The 17865-nt window shown below is 39.6% G+C and carries 20 protein-coding genes; 15 read left to right on the plus strand and 5 right to left on the minus strand.

From position 1 onward, the window contains the following. Positions 1 to 297 precede the first annotated feature (297 nt). A complete protein-coding gene (locus LX92_RS07935; protein ID WP_109649772.1) occupies positions 298 to 1002 on the minus strand; it encodes a peptidylprolyl isomerase in 705 nt (234 codons plus the stop codon). Here LX92_RS07935 and LX92_RS07940 point away from each other — a divergent pair. Both LX92_RS07940 and LX92_RS07945 read left to right on the plus strand, forming a co-directional pair. Then, a complete protein-coding gene (locus tag LX92_RS07940) occupies positions 1001 to 1642 on the plus strand; it encodes an NUDIX hydrolase (RefSeq protein WP_109649773.1) in 642 nt (213 codons plus the stop codon). The genes LX92_RS07935 and LX92_RS07940 overlap by 2 nt on opposite strands. A 24-nt stretch (positions 1643 to 1666) precedes the next feature. Further along, positions 1667 to 2482, plus strand: coding sequence for a lysophospholipid acyltransferase family protein (locus tag LX92_RS07945; RefSeq protein ID WP_109649774.1), 816 nt, complete (start codon positions 1667 to 1669; stop codon positions 2480 to 2482). On the opposite strand, the gene LX92_RS07950 is transcribed toward LX92_RS07945, so the two are convergent. Both LX92_RS07950 and LX92_RS07955 read right to left on the minus strand, forming a co-directional pair. Next, entirely contained in the window at positions 2479 to 3129 is a 651-nt protein-coding gene (locus LX92_RS07950) for a hypothetical protein (protein WP_109649775.1), read from the minus strand. The two genes, LX92_RS07945 and LX92_RS07950, sit on opposite strands and share 4 nt — an antisense overlap. Positions 3130 to 3135: 6 nt before the next feature. Next, positions 3136 to 3630: an RNA polymerase sigma factor gene (locus LX92_RS07955; protein WP_109649776.1), complete on the minus strand. Its 495-nt coding sequence runs from the start codon at positions 3628 to 3630 to the stop codon at positions 3136 to 3138. Between the two features lie 733 nt (positions 3631 to 4363). Between LX92_RS07955 and LX92_RS22395 the strand changes: the two genes are divergently transcribed. Then, positions 4364 to 4507 carry a hypothetical protein gene (locus tag LX92_RS22395; RefSeq protein WP_170117811.1) on the plus strand — a complete coding sequence of 48 codons (144 nt, stop codon included), beginning with the start codon at positions 4364 to 4366 and terminating at the stop codon, positions 4505 to 4507. Positions 4508 to 4644: 137 nt separating this feature from the next. On the opposite strand, the gene xerA is transcribed toward LX92_RS22395, so the two are convergent. Next, the gene (gene xerA / locus LX92_RS07965) at positions 4645 to 5541 is read right to left on the minus strand and encodes a site-specific tyrosine recombinase/integron integrase (protein ID WP_109649778.1); all 897 of its coding nucleotides are present in this window, start codon (positions 5539 to 5541) and stop codon (positions 4645 to 4647) included. 148 nt (positions 5542 to 5689) lie between these two features. On the opposite strand from xerA, the gene LX92_RS07970 reads away from it, so the two are divergent. The 12 genes from LX92_RS07970 (at position 5690) to LX92_RS22625 (ending at position 16387) form a co-directional block, all read left to right on the plus strand. Then, positions 5690 to 6175 carry a porin family protein gene (locus tag LX92_RS07970; protein ID WP_109649779.1) on the plus strand — a complete coding sequence of 162 codons (486 nt, stop codon included), beginning with the start codon at positions 5690 to 5692 and terminating at the stop codon, positions 6173 to 6175. A gap of 135 nt (positions 6176 to 6310) precedes the next feature. Next, a complete protein-coding gene (locus LX92_RS07975; protein WP_109649780.1) occupies positions 6311 to 6916 on the plus strand; it encodes a porin family protein in 606 nt (201 codons plus the stop codon). A gap of 214 nt (positions 6917 to 7130) precedes the next feature. Next, a complete protein-coding gene (locus LX92_RS07980; RefSeq protein ID WP_109649781.1) occupies positions 7131 to 7643 on the plus strand; it encodes a hypothetical protein in 513 nt (170 codons plus the stop codon). 190 nt (positions 7644 to 7833) lie between these two features. Then, entirely contained in the window at positions 7834 to 8247 is a 414-nt protein-coding gene (aroQ, locus tag LX92_RS07985) for a type II 3-dehydroquinate dehydratase (RefSeq protein WP_109649782.1), read from the plus strand. A gap of 535 nt (positions 8248 to 8782) precedes the next feature. After that, a complete protein-coding gene (locus tag LX92_RS07995) occupies positions 8783 to 9652 on the plus strand; it encodes a helix-turn-helix domain-containing protein (RefSeq protein WP_223308348.1) in 870 nt (289 codons plus the stop codon). A gap of 56 nt (positions 9653 to 9708) precedes the next feature. Next, positions 9709 to 10800, plus strand: a complete 1092-nt coding sequence (locus LX92_RS08000; RefSeq protein ID WP_109649785.1) for a family 16 glycoside hydrolase — start codon at positions 9709 to 9711, stop codon at positions 10798 to 10800. Between the two features lie 191 nt (positions 10801 to 10991). Continuing rightward, a complete protein-coding gene (locus LX92_RS08005; protein ID WP_109649786.1) occupies positions 10992 to 12050 on the plus strand; it encodes an alpha/beta hydrolase in 1059 nt (352 codons plus the stop codon). Positions 12051 to 12175: 125 nt separating this feature from the next. Further along, on the plus strand, positions 12176 to 12838 hold the full coding sequence (locus tag LX92_RS08010) for a hypothetical protein (RefSeq protein ID WP_109649787.1): 663 nt from the start codon (positions 12176 to 12178) through the stop codon (positions 12836 to 12838). A gap of 424 nt (positions 12839 to 13262) precedes the next feature. Then, positions 13263 to 15191, plus strand: a complete 1929-nt coding sequence (locus LX92_RS08015) for a S9 family peptidase (protein WP_170117812.1) — start codon at positions 13263 to 13265, stop codon at positions 15189 to 15191. Between the two features lie 81 nt (positions 15192 to 15272). After that, positions 15273 to 15446: a DUF6090 family protein gene (locus LX92_RS22895; protein WP_223308347.1), complete on the plus strand. Its 174-nt coding sequence runs from the start codon at positions 15273 to 15275 to the stop codon at positions 15444 to 15446. 549 nt (positions 15447 to 15995) lie between these two features. Further along, positions 15996 to 16127 (plus strand): cob(I)yrinic acid a,c-diamide adenosyltransferase, encoded by a 132-nt coding sequence (locus LX92_RS23050; RefSeq protein WP_211315843.1) that lies wholly within the window; start codon positions 15996 to 15998, stop codon positions 16125 to 16127. Positions 16128 to 16177: 50 nt separating this feature from the next. Next, complete coding sequence (locus LX92_RS22625) at positions 16178 to 16387, plus strand: cob(I)yrinic acid a,c-diamide adenosyltransferase (protein ID WP_211315844.1); 210 nt, start codon at positions 16178 to 16180, stop codon at positions 16385 to 16387. A 59-nt stretch (positions 16388 to 16446) separates the two neighbouring features. Here the strand turns inward: LX92_RS22625 and LX92_RS08025 are convergent, their stop codons facing one another. Next, positions 16447 to 17601 carry a N(5)-(carboxyethyl)ornithine synthase gene (locus LX92_RS08025; protein ID WP_109649789.1) on the minus strand — a complete coding sequence of 385 codons (1155 nt, stop codon included), beginning with the start codon at positions 17599 to 17601 and terminating at the stop codon, positions 16447 to 16449. Between the last annotated feature and the right edge of the window lie 264 nt (positions 17602 to 17865).

The following is a 17865-nucleotide window of genomic DNA, read 5'->3' on the forward strand; positions in this document are numbered from 1 at the left end:
AGTTGGAAGTTATAAGTTGGAAGTTATAAGTGGGGAGTTATTAGTTAAAAGTTTTTTGTTCATAGCAGTAAGCAGTAAGCAGTAAGCAGTAAGCAGTGAACAATGAATAGCGAATAGCGATTAGCGATCAGCCAAAAGTCAAGTTGGAAGTTATAAGTTAAAAGTTTTTTTGAACAGTGGACAGTAAGCAGTGGACAGTAAGCAGTGAACAATGAATAGCGAATAGCGAATAGCCATTAGCGAAGAGCCAATTGTACATTGTACATTGTTTATTGCCAATTGCCAATTGTCCAATGTTCACTTCACCACTTCCGCCTTGGTAATGTAAATGTTCTGAAACGGCCAATCGCCCTTTCCGACACGTTGCGCATTGATTTTGTCAACGACATCCATACCTTCGATTACTTTTCCGAATGGTGTGTATTCCCCATCCAAATGGTAAGATCCCGGTTTGGTGACCACAATGAAGAATTCATAGGGAGAGGCCAACATATGTGGATTATCCACTTCACTGCTGGGCATGGAAATGGTACCTCGATGATGTTTGTATCCTTTCTTGGCATCAGGTGGTAGTAGATACCTGCCAATAGCACTACGCTTTTGGGCTGTGGCCTTATCATCGGAATTACCACCCTGAATAATGAAATTCTTCACCACACGGTGAAACTGGGTATTATCGAAATAGCCTTTTTTGGTCAAGTAGATGAAGTTCGCTTTGTGGTAAGGGACATCATCGTACAACTGAACCGTGAAACTTCCGAGGGTGGTCGTGATCCTTACCTTGTCATCTTTAAGGGTCTTATTGTAATTAAAGAAGAAGTCTATGGCGTTTTCATCGGTCAGTTTAAAAGGTTCTTCCTCTTTTTGTATTTCTTCTTTTGGTGCTACGGAATCCTGTGTTACAATTGTTACTTTTTCAGTGGTAGGTTTAGGTTCTTCCTTACAGGCAACCAAAAATATAAGTAGTAATATTGTAGTGGAATAGAATTTTTTGGATATCATGAATTTTGATGATTTTGCCTTACGTAGTTCAAAAATAAAAAATCTGCCCTTACCGGGTAGCGCTTCCCACTATAAAATGGCCCCTTCAATTCGATTAAAGGAGTTGGAAGCCGGTGAAATTAAAAAACAAAATGCAAGAAAAGCCGCTGTATTGGCCTTGTTCTACCCGGATCAGCGAAGTCTTACCCATTTACTGTTGATCCTTCGTAAGACCTATGAGGGTGTACATTCAAACCAAATAGGATTCCCCGGGGGGAAGACCGAAAAAGAGGATACTGATATTTTGCATACCGCATTGCGGGAAACATATGAGGAAGTAGGCGTGCCTCCCGAAAAGGTATCGATCATTAAATCATTGAGTGAAATCTATATTCCGCCCAGTAATTTTGAGGTAAAACCGTTTATGGGACTCATGTCGAATCCCTGTCCCTTTATCCTGCAGGAGTCCGAGGTAGAAGCATTGGTAGAGGTGCCTTTGATCGATTTTATGGATGATTCCAAGGTATTCACCCAAAAATTATCGACATCTTATGCAAAAAACATGGATGTACCCGCCTTTAAATTAAATGGTTACACCGTTTGGGGGGCAACAGCAATGATGCTGAACGAAATCAAGGAGCTTTTGAGGCAGGTTTTATAATGCTTATTTTGTAGTTTTGTAGTTATGGGTATATTCAAAAAAAATCCTTTTGGCCATATTCTTTTTATAAAAAGATGGCTAATCCGTATTTTGGGTGTATTCACCCACCAACGTTATAAAGGCTTCAATACTTTGGAGATCGAGGGTTCTGAAATTATCAGGAATCTACCGGATAAAAATGTACTTTTTGTCAGTAACCACCAAACGTATTTCGCCGATGTCGTTGCCATGTTCCATGTATTCAATGCCAGTTTAAGCGGTAGGGATGATTCCCTAAAGAATGTAGGTTACCTATGGAATCCCAAATTGAACGTGTATTATGTGGCGGCAGCGGAGACCATGAAGAAAAGTCTGTTGACCAAGATTTTCGCTTATGCCGGATCGATCAGTGTAGAACGTACCTGGCGCTCCGAAGGCAAGGATGTGAAGCGCCAAGTAAAGATGAGCGATATCTCGAATATCGGTAGGGCACTAAGCGACGGTTGGGTCATTACCTTTCCACAAGGGACCACCACACCTTGGAAACCACTTCGAAAAGGTACGGCCCATATCATAAAAAAATACAAACCGGTTGTGGTACCTGTTGTTATCGATGGCTTTAGACGCTCTTTCGACAAGAAAGGCCTTCGGGTCAAGAAAAAGGGTATCCTACAGAATATGGTGATTAAGGAGCCTTTGGATATCGATTATGAAAATGAATCGTTTGATGCGATCATTGAAAAATTGGAATATGCCATAGAGCAACACCCTTCTTTCTTAAAGGTAATCTCCCAAAAAGATCTGCTGGCCTTGGAAGAAGAGAATGAACTACGTAGATTTCGCAATAGTAAGAAAATCTAAACCTCCAATTGTTTCAGTTCCTTGTAATTCCTTTTGAGCTTTCGTAACAATAATCCGTAGAGCAGGAAGTAGATTCCGGCAATAAAAGCAGTAAAGACAACCGCTCCAATAGATAGGATCCATATTGTCGTAGTCCTGATTTTTTCCAAAGGAATTTCCTTGCTTTTTTCAGCGACACCATCGAAAGCCAGTAAAACTTCATCACTTAAATAGATGCCGACGATGAACAATGCGAAAAAAACAAGACTCATTGTAAGACAGAAAATGATATAGTGTTTAACTGTTTTTCTTGTTTTGATTATTTGTCGCATTAAATTTTTAGCACTATCCAAGATTGAAATTTCCTTATACCTTCGGTAGAATTGAAAGATAAAATAAAGAACAACCGCATAATAGAATACATTAAATACAATATAAATCGTATTGAACCCGCCTGCATCGTGTAATAAGGGATTTTTCCTAAATGAGGGGGATAGGTAGATTAAATTGGGCAATGAAATCTCTAGAATACTGATAATCAAAATCCATCGCACGATAGAGGAAGATCTCTTCCATATCATATTATGAATTTGGTCAAAGGACAATTTAGGAAGATGCTCTTCCCTTTTCTGCCAATCTTTTTTTAATAAATCGAGTTCGTCAATCATATATCGTCATGGATTCAATATGGTTCTTAATTTCTTTTTTATCCTGTTCATCTTCACTCTCGCATTCACCTCGGTAATACCCAGGGTTTCCGCAATCTCCCTATAATCCTTGTCTTCCAGGTACAGGAAGACCAACGCTTTTTCTATATCTCCCAACTGCTTTACAGCGGCATACATGAGTTTCAGTTGTTCCTCTTCCTGGGGATCGTACTCATTGGCCGTTATTTTGTAAATGACCGAGTCATAATCCTGTGTCCGTATACTTCTTTTGGATTTTCGGTATAGTGTGATCGCTGTATTCAGCGCAACCCGGTACATCCAAGTACTGAATTTTGATTCTCCCCGAAATTTCGGGTACGCCTTCCATAGCTGTATGGTTATTTCTTGGAACAGATCATTGTGTGAATGCCTGTCGTTGGTGTACAGGGTGCAGACCTTATGAACAATATTCTGATTGTTCTCAAGTTCCGTCACAAATTGATGCTCCAGTTTTTTATTCACGATTTTGTTTGGTGGTTGTTACGTTATAAGTAGTACGTTTTACAAAAATGTTACACTTTGGTCAGAAAAAAAAGGATTTAGACCAAAAGGATGGGTGAACGGGGGACAGTGGGCAGTGGGCAGTGGGCAGTGGGCAGTGGGCAGTAAACAGTGGGCAATTAACAATGAACAATAAGCAATGAGCAATGGACAGCTAACAGCCAAGTTTAAAGTTATAAGTGTTAAGTTAAAAGTTTTTGTGAACGTGAACAGTGGACAGTGAACAGTGGGCAGTGGACAGTTGGCAGTTAACAATGAACAATTAACAGTTAGCAATTAACAATGGGCAATAAGCAATTAATAATTAACAATGAGCAATGAGCAATGGACAATGAACAGCTAACAGCCAAGTTTAAAGTTATAAGTGTTAAGTTAAAAGTTTTTGTGAACGTGAACAGTGGACAGTGAACAGTGGGCAGTGGACAGTTGGCAGTTAACAATGAACAATTAACAGTTAGCAATTAACAATGGGCAATAAGCAATTAATAATTAACAATGAGCAATGAGCAATGGACAATGAACAGCTAACAGCCAAGTTTAAAGTTATAAGTGTTAAGTTAAAAGTTTTTGTGAACGTGGACAGTGAACAGTGAACAGTGGGCAGTAAGCAGTGGGCAGTAAGCAGTGGGCAGTAAGCAGTGGGCAGTGAACAGTGGGCAGTGGGCAATGGGCAATGAACAATAAACAATAAACAATGAACAATTGGCGAATAGCGAATGGCAAACAGCTAACAGCCAAGTTGGAAGTTATAAGTTTAAAGTTAAAAGTTTTTGTGAACGTGAACAGTGAACAGTGGGCAGTGAACAGTGAACAGTGGGCAGTAAACAGTGGGCAGTGAGCAATTAATAATTAACAATGAGCAATGAACAATGGACAATGAACAGCGAAAAGCCAAGTTTAAAGTTATAAGGGGTAAGTTAAAAGATTGTTTTTATTTATGACAGCCATTAGCCATTGGCGAACAGCAACAACCTACTATTTCCTTGGATGGTACTTGTCCATGACCTCGGTTAAATGGGAGCGATCGACATGCACATATACTTCGGTGGTGGTAATGCTCTCATGGCCCAGCATTTGTTGAATGGCCCTAAGGTCGGCCCCATTTTTTAAAAGATGGGTGGCAAAGGAGTGCCGAAAGGTATGTGGACTTATACTTTTTCCCAATTCGATCTTGGTAGCGAGTTGTTTTATGATCGTAAAGATCATGGCACGGGTAAGTTGTTTGCCCCGGCGGTTCAAAAACAGGATATCATCAAACCCCTTCTGTATGTTTTGGTGCACCCGAACCTCATTTCGGTAGATATTGATATATTTTTTATTGAAATCACTGATCGGTACAAAGCGTTGTTTGTCGCCCTTTCCCGTTACCTTTATAAAATCCTCCTCAAAAAAAAGGTCCGATATGCGTAGGTTTATCAGTTCGGAAACCCGGAGTCCACACCCATATAAGGTTTCTAGCATGGCCCGGTTGCGTTCCCCTTCGGGTTTGGAAAGGTCCACGGCCCCAATGATCTTATCGATTTCATCCTCGGAAAGGGTATCGGGCAACTTTCTGCCGATTTTGGGCGATTCAAGCAAATCCATAGGGTTGTCGGTGCGGTAATCCTCAAAGGTCAAGTAGTTGAAGAAACTCTTTAAGCCCGATATAATACGGGCCTGTGACCGGGGATTTACGTCTTGCGCGATTTCATAGATAAAACGCTGTACGGTTTCCTTGTCTATAAGCAAAGGACTTACGGTGAGGGTGTTATCCTCAAGAAAGCCGATTAATTTGGCCACATCCAAAAGGTAGTTTTTAATGGAGTTGTCAGACAGGCCACGTTCTAGCTTAAGATAGTCTTCGTAATCCTCCAAGGCTTGTTTCCATTTCATGCTACAAATATTCAATTTATATGGCTCAAATGATTTTAAAAGCTGATAAAACAATATTACACAACATATTTGGAATATTACACAACGAAAATTAGTCGAATGATGTAAGTCATTCTAAGTTTGCCCCATCAATTTAAAACAATCAATTATGAAAAAAGTAGTATTAGTAGCAGCATTGGCTTTATTTGGTTTCAGTGTTAATGCACAGGAAGGTTTTTTTGCTAAGGCCGGCTTGTCTAACGTAACAGCCAAAGTAGACATATTTGACGAAACTGTATCCGATTCTGAAATGGGTTTCTTTGTCGGAGTAGGCTACAATTTTGAGGTTAGCGATACCTTCGAAGTTGAACCGTCTGTTCTTTATAGCCTTGTTAGTGATTTAAATTCATTGTACATTCCAATAATGGCGAAGTACGAGGTTGCCGAATCATTCACTATTCAGGCAGGACCTCAAATAAATTACCTATTGGAAGATGTGCCACAAGGTGAATTCGGATTGGATCTAGCCTTTGGTGTAGGGTATAGCTTTTCTGAACAATTCTTTGCAGATGCCAGATATGGTATAGAGGTTTCAAGGGATATTGAAGGTTTTAGCTTAAACTCATTACAAATAGGGGTTGGTTATAGATTCTAAAACATAAAATCAATTTTGAAAAGCGAAAACGAATCCAGTTTTCGCTTTTTTTATGCCCTTTTTTTAGATTAGGCATCGTATTTGTATTAGGTAGTGTACACGATTCATGTTTTATGAACTAAACACTATACTATTATGAAAAAATTATTACTTCTTCCGTTGATTGCCTTTTTTGCCCTTACGACGACCCATGCCCAGGAACCGGTGCGTTTTGGACTTACGGGCGGACTCCTGAACACCAATGTTGATTTTAAGACCGGTAATTCCCTTTTGAACCTTGTCGGGGTCGAAAAATACGGGAACATCAACAATACCGGTTTTTATATAGGGGCCTTGGTAGATATTGCCGCCACCGAAAAATTCCATGTACAGCCAGAACTGACCTATGGGAAGTCCGAAGACCTTTCTTTTGTCTATTTGCCCATCATGGCCAAATATTATGTAGCTCCTAAATTTCACATACAGGCCGGACCCCAATTGAATTTTTCCTCTAATCTCGACGATATTAAAAATACCATTCGCGATGCCGAGGAACTTTTGGGCACCAATGGCGATGTTGATGATGTACTCCGAACCGTCGGGGTGGATTTAGGTGTGGGTGCCGGTTTTGATGTTACCGATAATTTTACGATCCAGGCACGTTATTCCTTTGAACTGTCCGATAGGTATTCTGGTCCCGCTGGTGGCGTACTCGATATTAAGGGGTCTGCATTGCAGGTCGGGGTAGCCTTTATGTTCTAATATAAGGATATAACCGGTTTTGCTTTCCGAAGGAAGGACTGCCAAGACGATATCAATAGGTATAAACGACCCCGAAACGGGTCGTTTTCTTTTGGATTCCTGTGGAAATCCACCCCTTTTACCCGAATTAATGTAGGTTGGTTTGCAACAAAAACCTATGCATTGCGTTTTCGTATGTAGTTTAAACCAATCACTTTAATAAAACCAAACCACAATGCACAAAAACCTATTCGCCCTGATCTTTCTTTTTATGGGAACCGGAATTTTTGCCCAAGAAGGCTTTAAACTCGGGTTTCACGGGGGCTTGCCCATCAACGACTTTAATGATGCCGTAACCTTGACCCTTGCTTTGGATGCGGGTTATATGTATGCTGCGAACGAAACAATCGATATCGGGATCGCCACGGGATTTATACACGGCTTTGGCGAAAGCTTCAGTTCAGAGGCCATAGAAGCCGATTTTCCCAATGTGGAATTTATGCCCGTGGCCGCCTCGGTTCGTATATGGACCTCCAATTCGTTCTCCTTCGGAGTAGATGGGGGGTATGCCGTAGGTATCAATGACGGTAATGATGGTGGACTCTATTACCGACCCGTTATCGGGTATCTTATGGGCCCCAGTACCGAGGTCAATTTTTCATATTCGACGGTAGAGCTCGATGGGGCTACCTGGAACACTCTGAATCTCGGTGTCCTGTACACCTTTAAATCGAAACGCAGTCGATGATCAAAACCGATGATACCATTAAAATAACCATAGGGGAGGGGAAGCGATCATGCTTCCCTTTTTTTATTTCGCATAAATCGATACATTTATGCAATGAAAGCCACACACAGGCTCCTAGTGGTATGCTGAGGGTGCTGTTACACGTGCTGTAGTAGTATCGAGGGTCATAAGGCCCATAAAAACAAGGATAATGAAGATAATGATCATCAACGGACCCAATTTGAACCTCTTGGGCAAACGGGAACCTGAAGTATACGGAAGTACTACTTTTGAGGCATATTTCGCTGAATTACAGACCAAGTTCAAAACGGTAGAGTTGGCCTATTACCAATCGAATATCGAGGGGGAGCTTATTGACAAGATCCAGGAAGTCGGTTTTTCGTATGATGGTATTATTTTGAATGCCGGGGCCTATACCCACACCTCGATCGGTATTGGCGATGCCATCCGGGGTATTACCACCCCAGTGATCGAAGTACATATTTCCAACACGTTCGGGCGGGAAGCCTTTCGTCATGTATCGCATATATCACCAGCGGCCAAGGGTGTTATTTTAGGGTTCGGCCTACAGAGTTACGATCTGGCCATACAGAGTTTTTTGTAAGAGGTATAGGAGGTAGTTAATAGACCATTTTATGCACCCATTGTGGGGGTATATAGATGTATTTACTTCGACCATATCCTATTTACTTGAGTGTTACAAAGAATACTTGACGAAAAGAATTCCTGAAAAACGGAATGAATTAACTGAATGGTACAAAGAATTTAAAGAACCATATAATAGAATAGTTTCAGAGTCAGTAATAAATGATAAAAATAAAGCTAGTGGCTAACACCGGTAACCCTTGCACAAACCTTTAATCCTCCATAAAGCGGATTCATATAAGCCTCTTCAAGGGGCTTTTTATGTGTATGGATATAAGTACCGTTTTATGTATTCGACCAAAAGCAAATTCGTTTCCTCCACCTTCTGAACGTTTTTTGGTGAACTTCAGGTACTTTTTCTTGCGGTGAACCCACCACCATCCCTTCTTGCGATTTCCCCTATCAAACGAATAGCTTATCTTTAAATCAATAACCTAACATAGGGCCCCAACCGTTGTAAACCATCTAAAGAACCAGTAACAGAAACTAACATTTTGCGAAAATTCATTTTTGAAAAAACAAAGTACGGATTCGAATTGCTTATGGATTTACATAAGTTCGAGGGTAATCCGAATGTCTTTTTTGATCCTGAGCCACAGACAACCGATTTTTTTGAGATCTTAATTTTTGAAAAAGCGAAGGGAAGGATTGAATTGAATGGACAATTATTGGACATTAAGGAGCATAGCTTTTTTTTCATTTCCCCTTTCCAGAAAAAAAGGTGTATGGTCGACCTGTCTGGAATTAAAGGTTTTCATCTTGTTTTTCAAAATGACTTTCTATCGGATTTTTTTGATGATAAATTGTTTACGTACCGACTGCAATACTTTTATAATTCGCAACACCCCCAATATCTACGATTGCAAAATGAAGATTATAATATGGTACGATTGGCTTTGAATGAAATTATCGCTGAGATAAATAATTATCGAAATGATAGTCCACATATATTGCGTTCACTGCTATATTTCTCATTGTCGAAGCTCAATCGATTGTATTCAAAGTGCTATGATATATCACCCAACACCCAATCGAATTCAATCATTTATAAATTCAAGGAACTACTCGAACTGAATATCCGCAGTTTGCATTCGGTAAAGGATTATTGTGATGCATTAAGGGTAACCCGCCATCAGCTCAATGCCATGGTAAAGGAGCATACTCGGCATACGACAAAGGAAATCATCAACAATAGACTGCTGCTTGAGATAAAAACGGAACTCCGCTATTCCAACAAAACAATATCCGAAATAGCGGATGCCTTAAATTTCAGTGAACCTAATAATTTGACACGGTTCTTTTTGAAAATGGAAGGGGTCAATCCTACCAAGTATCGGGAAAATTACCAAAATGATAGTAATTAATGATAAAGTGATACGCTACTAGAGGCGGTAAATGGGTAATTTGGAAATAAAAAATCATGGCAAAAATCAGTTATTCATTCATTGCTTTTTTTGGTCTTCAACTGGCTATCTCCCAAAGTCCCGAAATAAAAATTGACATGGTCGCTTCGAATTGGAATGTTTCGCAAGAAACTACTTTTGAAAGATTCGACAATAGGGAAACCCTACTTCTAAATGGTGGAAGGGTCACCGTAAAAAACCACAGATTTACAAACGGTACCATTGAAGTGGATGTGTATGCCAACGCCAACCGGAGTTTTGCAGGCATTACGTTTAGAAAGCAAAACAACACGATGGAGGAGGTTTATATGAGACTCCATAAATCGAACCAAGTCGATGCCGTTCAATATACCCCCATTTATAATAATGAGTCGAATTGGCAATTATATCGCGAAAACCAGGCAAAGGTCTCATTTAAAAATACAGGTTGGAACAACTTGCGAATCGAGGTGAACAACCAAAGTGCCGAGGTTTTTGTAAACGACGAAAAAGTCATGACCATAGATGAACTAAGAACAGACCAAAATGATGGGGAGATCGGACTCTTTGCTTTGTTCCCCAATAGGTTTTCAAACTTCAGGATTACACCCAAGGATGCCGTAGACCGTACCGATGCCGTAGCACGAACCAAAAAGGATAACGATCTTTCCGCTGATTCTTCCATTATCACGACATGGGAAATCACGAAGGCAAAACCCTACAAAGCGGAGGAGATACGTTTTGAAAACTTTGAAAAGGAAGAATACATGACGGTTAAAACGGAAGCGTCTGGACTCTTACCCATTTCCAAGTACATAAAGAAGTCTTCTTCGGGTAACTTCGAACAGAATGAAGAGGACTATATCGTCGCAGCTACAACAGTCTATGCCAGCAATGACGAGACGAAACTTTTGTCATTTGATTACAGTGACAGAATAATGGTCTATTTAAATGGCAAAGCGGTTTTTAAGGGCAATAATGCCTTTAGGGCCAAAGGAATTCAATACATGGGGCATATTGACATTAATACCAATAAATTATACCTGCCACTTAAAAAAGGAACAAACAAAATTCACTGTGTTGTTATGGATAAGGCAAATGGTTGGGGTTTAATTGCAAAATGGGAATGATGCTTTAGAACAATCTATTACCACAATTAGGGAGTCATAACGCTTCGGGATGACTAGCCCAAAACTAGTTAAGGACAGGCTATTCGAATCCAATTGAAATTGTCAACTGTCGGCCTTAATCAAAAATAATCGCTAACTTACGGTAAATGAAGGTTATACGATATTGTTGTAGCCCATTAAATCCAAATAAAATGGAAAGGACTATCTTCTTATTCATTGCCTTTTTCCTCACGCTGCAGGTATCCTTAGCCCAATATCCAAATGGAAAGGTAGTTTACGAAAAATTATATTCAAAGTTATTGGAGAACCCCGGTGGCGAAAATCCGACACGAAGAGTGACTGTTTATCTCCCTCCGGGATATGATACAGGTGAAAAAAGATACCCAGTAATCTATTATCTACATGGTTTTACATGGAATGATAGTCTGGCAATTGCAGTAGATAAATTTGATAAGTTATTGGATAAGGCTATTGCGACCAATAAAATAGAACCCGTAATTGTCGTTATGCCCGATCAATATACGGTATATCGAGGTAGTTGGTACACCAACTCAACACTAACCGGTAAATGGGCTGACTTTACGGGTAAGGACCTTGTTACATTTATTGATAAGAACTTTAGGACAATCCCGGAAAGTGGGAGTAGGGGTATCGCGGGCCATTCAATGGGCGGGCAAGGAGCCATAAAAATGGGAATGATGTTTCCTGATGTTTTTTCCTCTGTTTACGCTTTGTCCCCTGCACATATGGGAACACTTACCGAAGAGTTTGGAATTGATGGATATGCCCATAAACGAATAACAGAAATTTCATCTCACGAGCAATTGACCACAGGATATGCTGAATTTTTACCTAATGTCTTGGTTTCTATGGGTAGGGCATATTCACCAAACCTTGATAACCCACCTTATTATATGGATTTTCCATTTGAATATGTTGGTGATAGTATAATTACTAACTACGATGTTATAGAGAAATGGAAAAATAACACTCCTGTTGGCATGATTGACGATCACATTAATGATCTTAAAAAATTAAAAGCATTAAAGCTCGATTGGGGAAGAAATGAAGATAATAAGCTAATTCCTAATACCTGTTTGGAATTCAGCAAAAAGCTAGAAGCTTTTGGAATTAATCATTATGCGGAAACTTATATTGGTAATCATACCAATAAACTTTGGACCGAAGATGGCAGGGCTTTGAACAGTATGTTGCCATTTTTTAATATGTATTTAAAATTCAGGGAATAAACGAGCTAAAACGCCACTTCCTATGAAAAGTTTTAGCCCGGTTCTCTAAAGTCACTTTATATCTTATCTTTAAATCAATAACCAAACATAGGGGCTAGCCCGTTACCACACATTTGAGAAAACCAATGATTGAACAACTCATCGAAAGAACAAATACTACAGAATTCTATCAAAATGGATATTTACATTTGACTGGGGCAAAAGGTCAATTGGATATATTTAAAACGATGGAATTTGATTTTGTGGTAGAAGAGGAAGACAATTTCGGAAAAAAGCATAATGTGGAATGTTGGAGATTAATTGCCCACAAAATAATAGATTTTAAAGGAATCTTTGCAGATCAATATCTTCCCTACATAAAATTGAAAATCTTAACAGACCACCCACTGCTATGGAGTTATAATAAAGCCCAATTACAATGTGAATTAATAAGGTTCCCGGAAAACCCAAGCGAATTTATGGGGGATTTATTCTTTGAGTATGAAAAGATTACCGGAAATTGGATTCCACTACACAAGAATTTTTGGGCTATCAATGGACATTATAAACAAAACGGAAAGCGCAATTTATCGATACTAAAACCTTTAAAGGAATCTGTTGAAAGAGTTTGCGGGAAACACGGCGTGGAATTTAAAGTGAAAAAAGAGACTGACGGATATGATAAAGGTTATACAAATCGACCTAATGCGAAGCTGTTGATTTTTGGAAATGAAGACGTCTGTCCTAATGATTTTAGCTTGGGTCAACCCTATATTATTGCGGACGAATTCATGGCAAGTCGGAAATAAAAATGTGTGCCAACAACGAACTGAGCTAAAAGGCAAATACGATTTAGCGTAATCCACCCACAGAATTACGATCATACTCTAAATTTGATGTAACTATTCAGTAAGCTTGTTTTATTGGTGTATTACATACGGCTATCCATACCAGAATTTGCAAATGTGGTCAAAGCAAGTTCATTAATCCTGCTTTCCATACGTTTTTGGGCGGATTTGAGGTTATAGGCGATGGAGGAAACCTTGCCATTACTCTCTTCGATTTCCCCTATCAAGCGAATAGCTTATCTTTAAATCAATAACCGAACATAGGGGCTAGCCGTTATGCTTCATGATGACCAAGAATACAAGCGGCAGCTTGAAGCTGGAATGGACCATTAAAAAACAGCTGCGACACGCTGGTGTTAATAAAGAACAAAACAAAAATAATGTTATGGGAAAATCAATGCAATGTCTAATCATCTTACTTCTGATTTTTGGATGTAATGAAAAGCACCCAAATTCCGAATCTTCATCCCCGTTCGAGAATGATATACCGATACCTGTCTCCAATAAAATTTCCCTTGCTGGCTCGTTAGAACCAGATATTATTAGGTGCCTCAAAGTACAAGAAGCCATTTCACCCTCTCTTTCCCCGGATGGTACCATGGTTGCCTACAGAACAAGGTTAACGGGTGAATACCAAATCTGGGTAACCAGCACGGATCGATTAAGTGCTCCAAAACAAATTACTTTTGGAAACTCAGTGACTTTTCATAAATGGTCCCCAGGTAATAGTGGCATCCTATATGGAACAGACAAAGAGGGTAATGAGAAGGAAGGGTTCTACTTTATTTCGAGTGATGGTTTAAAGGAAAAAGTACTTTTACCCGCATCGGATGCATACCGTTTTTTCGGGGATTTCAATAAGGATGGTTCCCTATTTGCCTATGCTACGACCGAAAGAAATGGTGTTGATTTCGATATACATGTGTATGACCTCAAGAATGGGACGGACAAGAAGGTATATGTGGGAAAATTAGGATATTACCCTATATCATTTTCCCCTGACGGACAACATATTATAATTTCCGAGCAGATGGGTGAAGACGCAAACAATTTGTATCTATTGAATTTATCCGACTCTTCACTATCGCAAATAAATAAACCTAACGACTACTCATATTTTGGTGATATACAATGGAAAACCGATGGTAGTGCATTTTTTATGTGCACTAACCTTGACGAGGATTTCACGGGAATAGCGCTTTACACCTTAGAAAACAAAACTTTGGAATATCAACTCAAAAAGGACCATGATATTGAACAGGTACTACTTACAGATAATGACTCCATGCTTCACTGGGTTTCGAATGAGGAAGGCTATTCAAAACATGGTATAATAGATGTAACCAATGGTAACGAAGTAACATCACCTGCATGGCCCAAAGGGACATTGTACTTAACCGCATCCACAGGTGGTGAAAAAATAATGGCCTATATCAATAGTCCGAATATTCCTGGGGATTTATGGAGTTGGGTACCTTCCTCAAAAGAAGTCGTACAGGTAACGATGTCAAACCATGCAGGATTGAATTTGAACAGTATGGTCCTTCCCAAGGCCCACAGTTTTTCAGCCAGGGATGGCTTAACCATTCATGGTTTGCTTTATTCTCCCCAAAATATAAGTCCTAGCACACCGATAATTATTAAAGTACACGGAGGTCCGACGAGTCAGGCAAGACCAAGGTTTGATGCGCTCTCACAATACCTGGTCGCAAAAGGGTTTGCGGTGTTCGACCTTAATTTTCGTGGATCAACCGGATATGGAAAGACATATGCCAGGGAAAACAACCTTCGTAAGCGGGAAAATGAACTATATGACCTTGAAGATGCCGTAAAGTATTTGACTGAAAGCAACATAGGGAATCCGAAAAAAATCGCCATTATGGGAGGATCGTATGGGGGTTATCTTACCATGGCTGCCATAACAAGATTACCAGAGGTTTTTGCCTGTGGCGTAGCGTTTGTAGGGGTTTCAAACTGGGTAACTGCATTGGAAGGAGCATCTCCTGAATTAAAGGCCGGTGATAGGTTGGAATACGGAGACATTGACAACCCAGAGGATAGAGTGTTCTTTGAATCGATTTCCCCGATAAAGTATATTGATCAGGTACAAGCACCGGTAATGGTACTCCATGGGGCAAATGACCCAAGAGATCCCGTAACAGAGTCAGATAGATTTGTAGAAGGTATTAGGAAAAATGGTGGAGAAGTTGCGTATTTAAGGTTCCCGGACGAAGGCCATGGAATTCGCAAAATGAACAATAGGATAACGGCCTATGTGAGAGTCGCTGAATTCTTGGAACGAAACTTAAACTAGAAACCTTTAACAATAGCCATAAGTAATCCTCCAGAGGCATAACCAATCATAGTTGGGCAGCCAACCAAGAGCCTATAACCAATGATAAAATATTTTAGAAAAATAAGACAACAGCTTTTAATAGAAAACAAATTCGGGAAATATCTGACTTACGCCTTTGGGGAAATTGTTTTGGTCATCATTGGGATTTTGATGGCTTTGAGTATTAATACCTGGAATGAAAAAAGAGTAAATAAGAAAACAATGGGTCATTAAGACTATTGATAAAATGCATAAAAATGCTAAGAAATTAATGAGTGAAATTCAAAAACAATTAAGTGAAAAGATATCAAAAGACACACCTTCTAAAACGAACTAAACTTCTGTTTTTCAATAATGTCAACCTTGAATCTATTTAAATGAAAACCAATGAAAGCACAACACCAGCTAAAACCAAATGCTGGTGCTAGCCTTCTTGTGAGCCCTGAAGCTGTGGGATTTTATCGATTTGTTTGCTGAATAAGTTGCTTAAATCACGCTACTATGCCTGTACAAACCGATGTGGCCAATTTGGACTCCACGTAACGATTTCCCTTATTTTACGCCTTACTTAGGAATCTTGATAGTACGTTTTCCGAAAATAATCAGCTTACTTTTTCCCACGTTATTGATTACAGGTTTTTCAATCGCTCAAAGCAAATCCATCAATGGGAACAAGTATGTTTCCATTGGGGGTATACTGTAATGGATGACCATAAAAGGGGATGATATCAAAACCCGTAATTCTATTCCTACATGGTGGTCCAGAAAGTACAATGAGTCAATATGGTGCCATGTACCACAAATGGGAAAAGAAAAACAACGGCTGCCTTGGGTCTTGCCTTACGAGCCTTAGGTGCGGGCAAGAAAGTTTTCATTGCCCAATTTGTTAAAGGGATGGTTTATTCGGTAGGATAGGCAAGTGAAAAACTGACATCCGATATCATTGTCAAACAATACGGATTGGATTGTTTGATGTACAACGAACCCACAAAGCGGATATAGATGCGGCCCGTAGTGGTTTTATTGAAGTTTCTGAAATCATTTTGTCCGGAAAATATGATGTTGTGGTTTTACATGAAGCCAATATTGCCATGTACTGTAAATTATTCGGTGTTGAAGAAATCAAGCATTACGATACGAAAGGTATTGAGGCCAGAATGGGGATTGAATATTAAATTGGCCTTGAGGGCCAGGGTACGTAAGGGACTCTATCATTAGTGTTGAAACGCCTATGTTAATTCAAAGGGTCGTTTATTGAATGCGGGTAATTGGAATCACGATTTTGAAACCTTAGAATAGTGTCTTTCACGATGACACCCTTATCAATATTAATGGCATTCTTAATGGTCTTATTTTCATACCAACTTTCGCGACCGGATACCACAGCTGGTACATGTACCATTAATGCGGCTGAAATAGATCGGGAAGCACTTTCCCAAAAATAACTTGGTGTGTGATCCACGGCATAGTAATCAATTTTATCGATTGCTATGATCGGGTTTTTAAACGTTGTAGGTTTTGCAAAATAAAATCCCATCCCTTCATCACAACTAACATCTATGATCAGTGTCCCGGGTTTAAGCATGGATTTTTCATGTTCCATGACATAATCAATGGGGTCATCGGTATCCTGATATGTGCCATTGATTATTATGCCAGATTCGTTTATTAAATCCAGTAAAGGTCGCTCTGAACCATCGTGCTCAACAACAATCAATCGAGGTTCATTTTCGTTTCCTTTTCTAATTCGGACATAGTGTACATTAAGGACTTCCTCCCTAACCTCATGATCCGGTCTTTGTATACAGATGGTAATATCCCTAAAGCCTTGTGATTTCAAGGCATAAATGGCTCCCCTGCTAACTGCGCCAAAACTAAAGATGATCACTTTTCTTTGGTTTCCATAATGACCATTTATTCCTCTTAACTGCAATGCGTGATTCACGGCACTATATCCGGCCAGTTCATTGTTTTTGTAAAAGGTATGTCTTCCCATTTGTCCACTGGGATACCACACATACATATCCTCAAAGGCAATCAAGGTTAATTTTTTGTCTATGGCCGTTTGTGTAATTTGCATTTGCTGTGCACAATGCGGATATCCCCAAATAGTGCCGCCATCTTTCAGCGCTTCCAGATCGGATAGGATAGGTTTGGCGATTATGGCGGAACCAATGTCTGATAATATCTCACTCCGTGTGGCTATGCCACCGGTTAAGGCACTGATTTCTTCGTCTTCTAAATTGAAAGGTGCGCCATAACCTTTCTCAAAAATCAGTTGTCTTCGGATGGTTTCCGGAATTCTTTTTAAATGCTCTGGATGGATAGGTACCCGCCTTTCATCTTCTTTTTTGGAAGTTCCTATAACACCCATTTTTAATAAAGCCATATCTTCTTGGAATTGAAACGAGTTGCAGGGTAATGACGTTTGCAAATCGCAATATTAAAAATTCATCAGATAGTTACATGCTAGTAATCAGCCATTAAGTAGCTACTAGGGTTTCATTAATCCAAAATAAGGGCTTAAACGGAAAGCCTCAGCAATTCGCCGAAGTGGTGCGAAGAGACAATTAATATCAACAGATAAACAATACTGTTCCAAAGATAGGTTATTAAAACCCAATGAACGGAATATCAGATTATTATCTATTCA

Source organism: Maribacter polysiphoniae, from assembly GCF_003148665.1.
GTDB classification, from domain to species: Bacteria; Bacteroidota; Bacteroidia; order Flavobacteriales; family Flavobacteriaceae; genus Maribacter_A; species Maribacter_A polysiphoniae.

What these genes read in the sequence shown, in the direction of transcription:
- LX92_RS07935 (WP_109649772.1), bottom strand. Translation starts at nt 1,002, where the DNA reads ATGATATCCAAAAAATTCTATTCCACTACAATATTACTACTTATATTT.
- LX92_RS08010 (WP_109649787.1), top strand. Translation starts at nt 12,176, where the DNA reads ATGATTGAACAACTCATCGAAAGAACAAATACTACAGAATTCTATCAA.
- LX92_RS08000 (WP_109649785.1), top strand. Translation starts at nt 9,709, where the DNA reads ATGGCAAAAATCAGTTATTCATTCATTGCTTTTTTTGGTCTTCAACTG.
- xerA (WP_109649778.1), bottom strand. Translation starts at nt 5,541, where the DNA reads ATGAAATGGAAACAAGCCTTGGAGGATTACGAAGACTATCTTAAGCTA.
- LX92_RS07980 (WP_109649781.1), top strand. Translation starts at nt 7,131, where the DNA reads ATGCACAAAAACCTATTCGCCCTGATCTTTCTTTTTATGGGAACCGGA.
- LX92_RS07970 (WP_109649779.1), top strand. Translation starts at nt 5,690, where the DNA reads ATGAAAAAAGTAGTATTAGTAGCAGCATTGGCTTTATTTGGTTTCAGT.
- LX92_RS07945 (WP_109649774.1), top strand. Translation starts at nt 1,667, where the DNA reads ATGGGTATATTCAAAAAAAATCCTTTTGGCCATATTCTTTTTATAAAA.
- LX92_RS22395 (WP_170117811.1), top strand. Translation starts at nt 4,364, where the DNA reads ATGAACAATTGGCGAATAGCGAATGGCAAACAGCTAACAGCCAAGTTG.
- LX92_RS08005 (WP_109649786.1), top strand. Translation starts at nt 10,992, where the DNA reads ATGGAAAGGACTATCTTCTTATTCATTGCCTTTTTCCTCACGCTGCAG.
- aroQ (WP_109649782.1), top strand. Translation starts at nt 7,834, where the DNA reads ATGAAGATAATGATCATCAACGGACCCAATTTGAACCTCTTGGGCAAA.
- LX92_RS07940 (WP_109649773.1), top strand. Translation starts at nt 1,001, where the DNA reads ATGAATTTTGATGATTTTGCCTTACGTAGTTCAAAAATAAAAAATCTG.
- LX92_RS23050 (WP_211315843.1), top strand. Translation starts at nt 15,996, where the DNA reads ATGGTGCCATGTACCACAAATGGGAAAAGAAAAACAACGGCTGCCTTG.
- LX92_RS07975 (WP_109649780.1), top strand. Translation starts at nt 6,311, where the DNA reads ATGAAAAAATTATTACTTCTTCCGTTGATTGCCTTTTTTGCCCTTACG.
- LX92_RS08025 (WP_109649789.1), bottom strand. Translation starts at nt 17,601, where the DNA reads ATGGCTTTATTAAAAATGGGTGTTATAGGAACTTCCAAAAAAGAAGAT.
- LX92_RS08015 (WP_170117812.1), top strand. Translation starts at nt 13,263, where the DNA reads ATGGGAAAATCAATGCAATGTCTAATCATCTTACTTCTGATTTTTGGA.
- LX92_RS22895 (WP_223308347.1), top strand. Translation starts at nt 15,273, where the DNA reads ATGATAAAATATTTTAGAAAAATAAGACAACAGCTTTTAATAGAAAAC.
- LX92_RS07950 (WP_109649775.1), bottom strand. Translation starts at nt 3,129, where the DNA reads ATGATTGACGAACTCGATTTATTAAAAAAAGATTGGCAGAAAAGGGAA.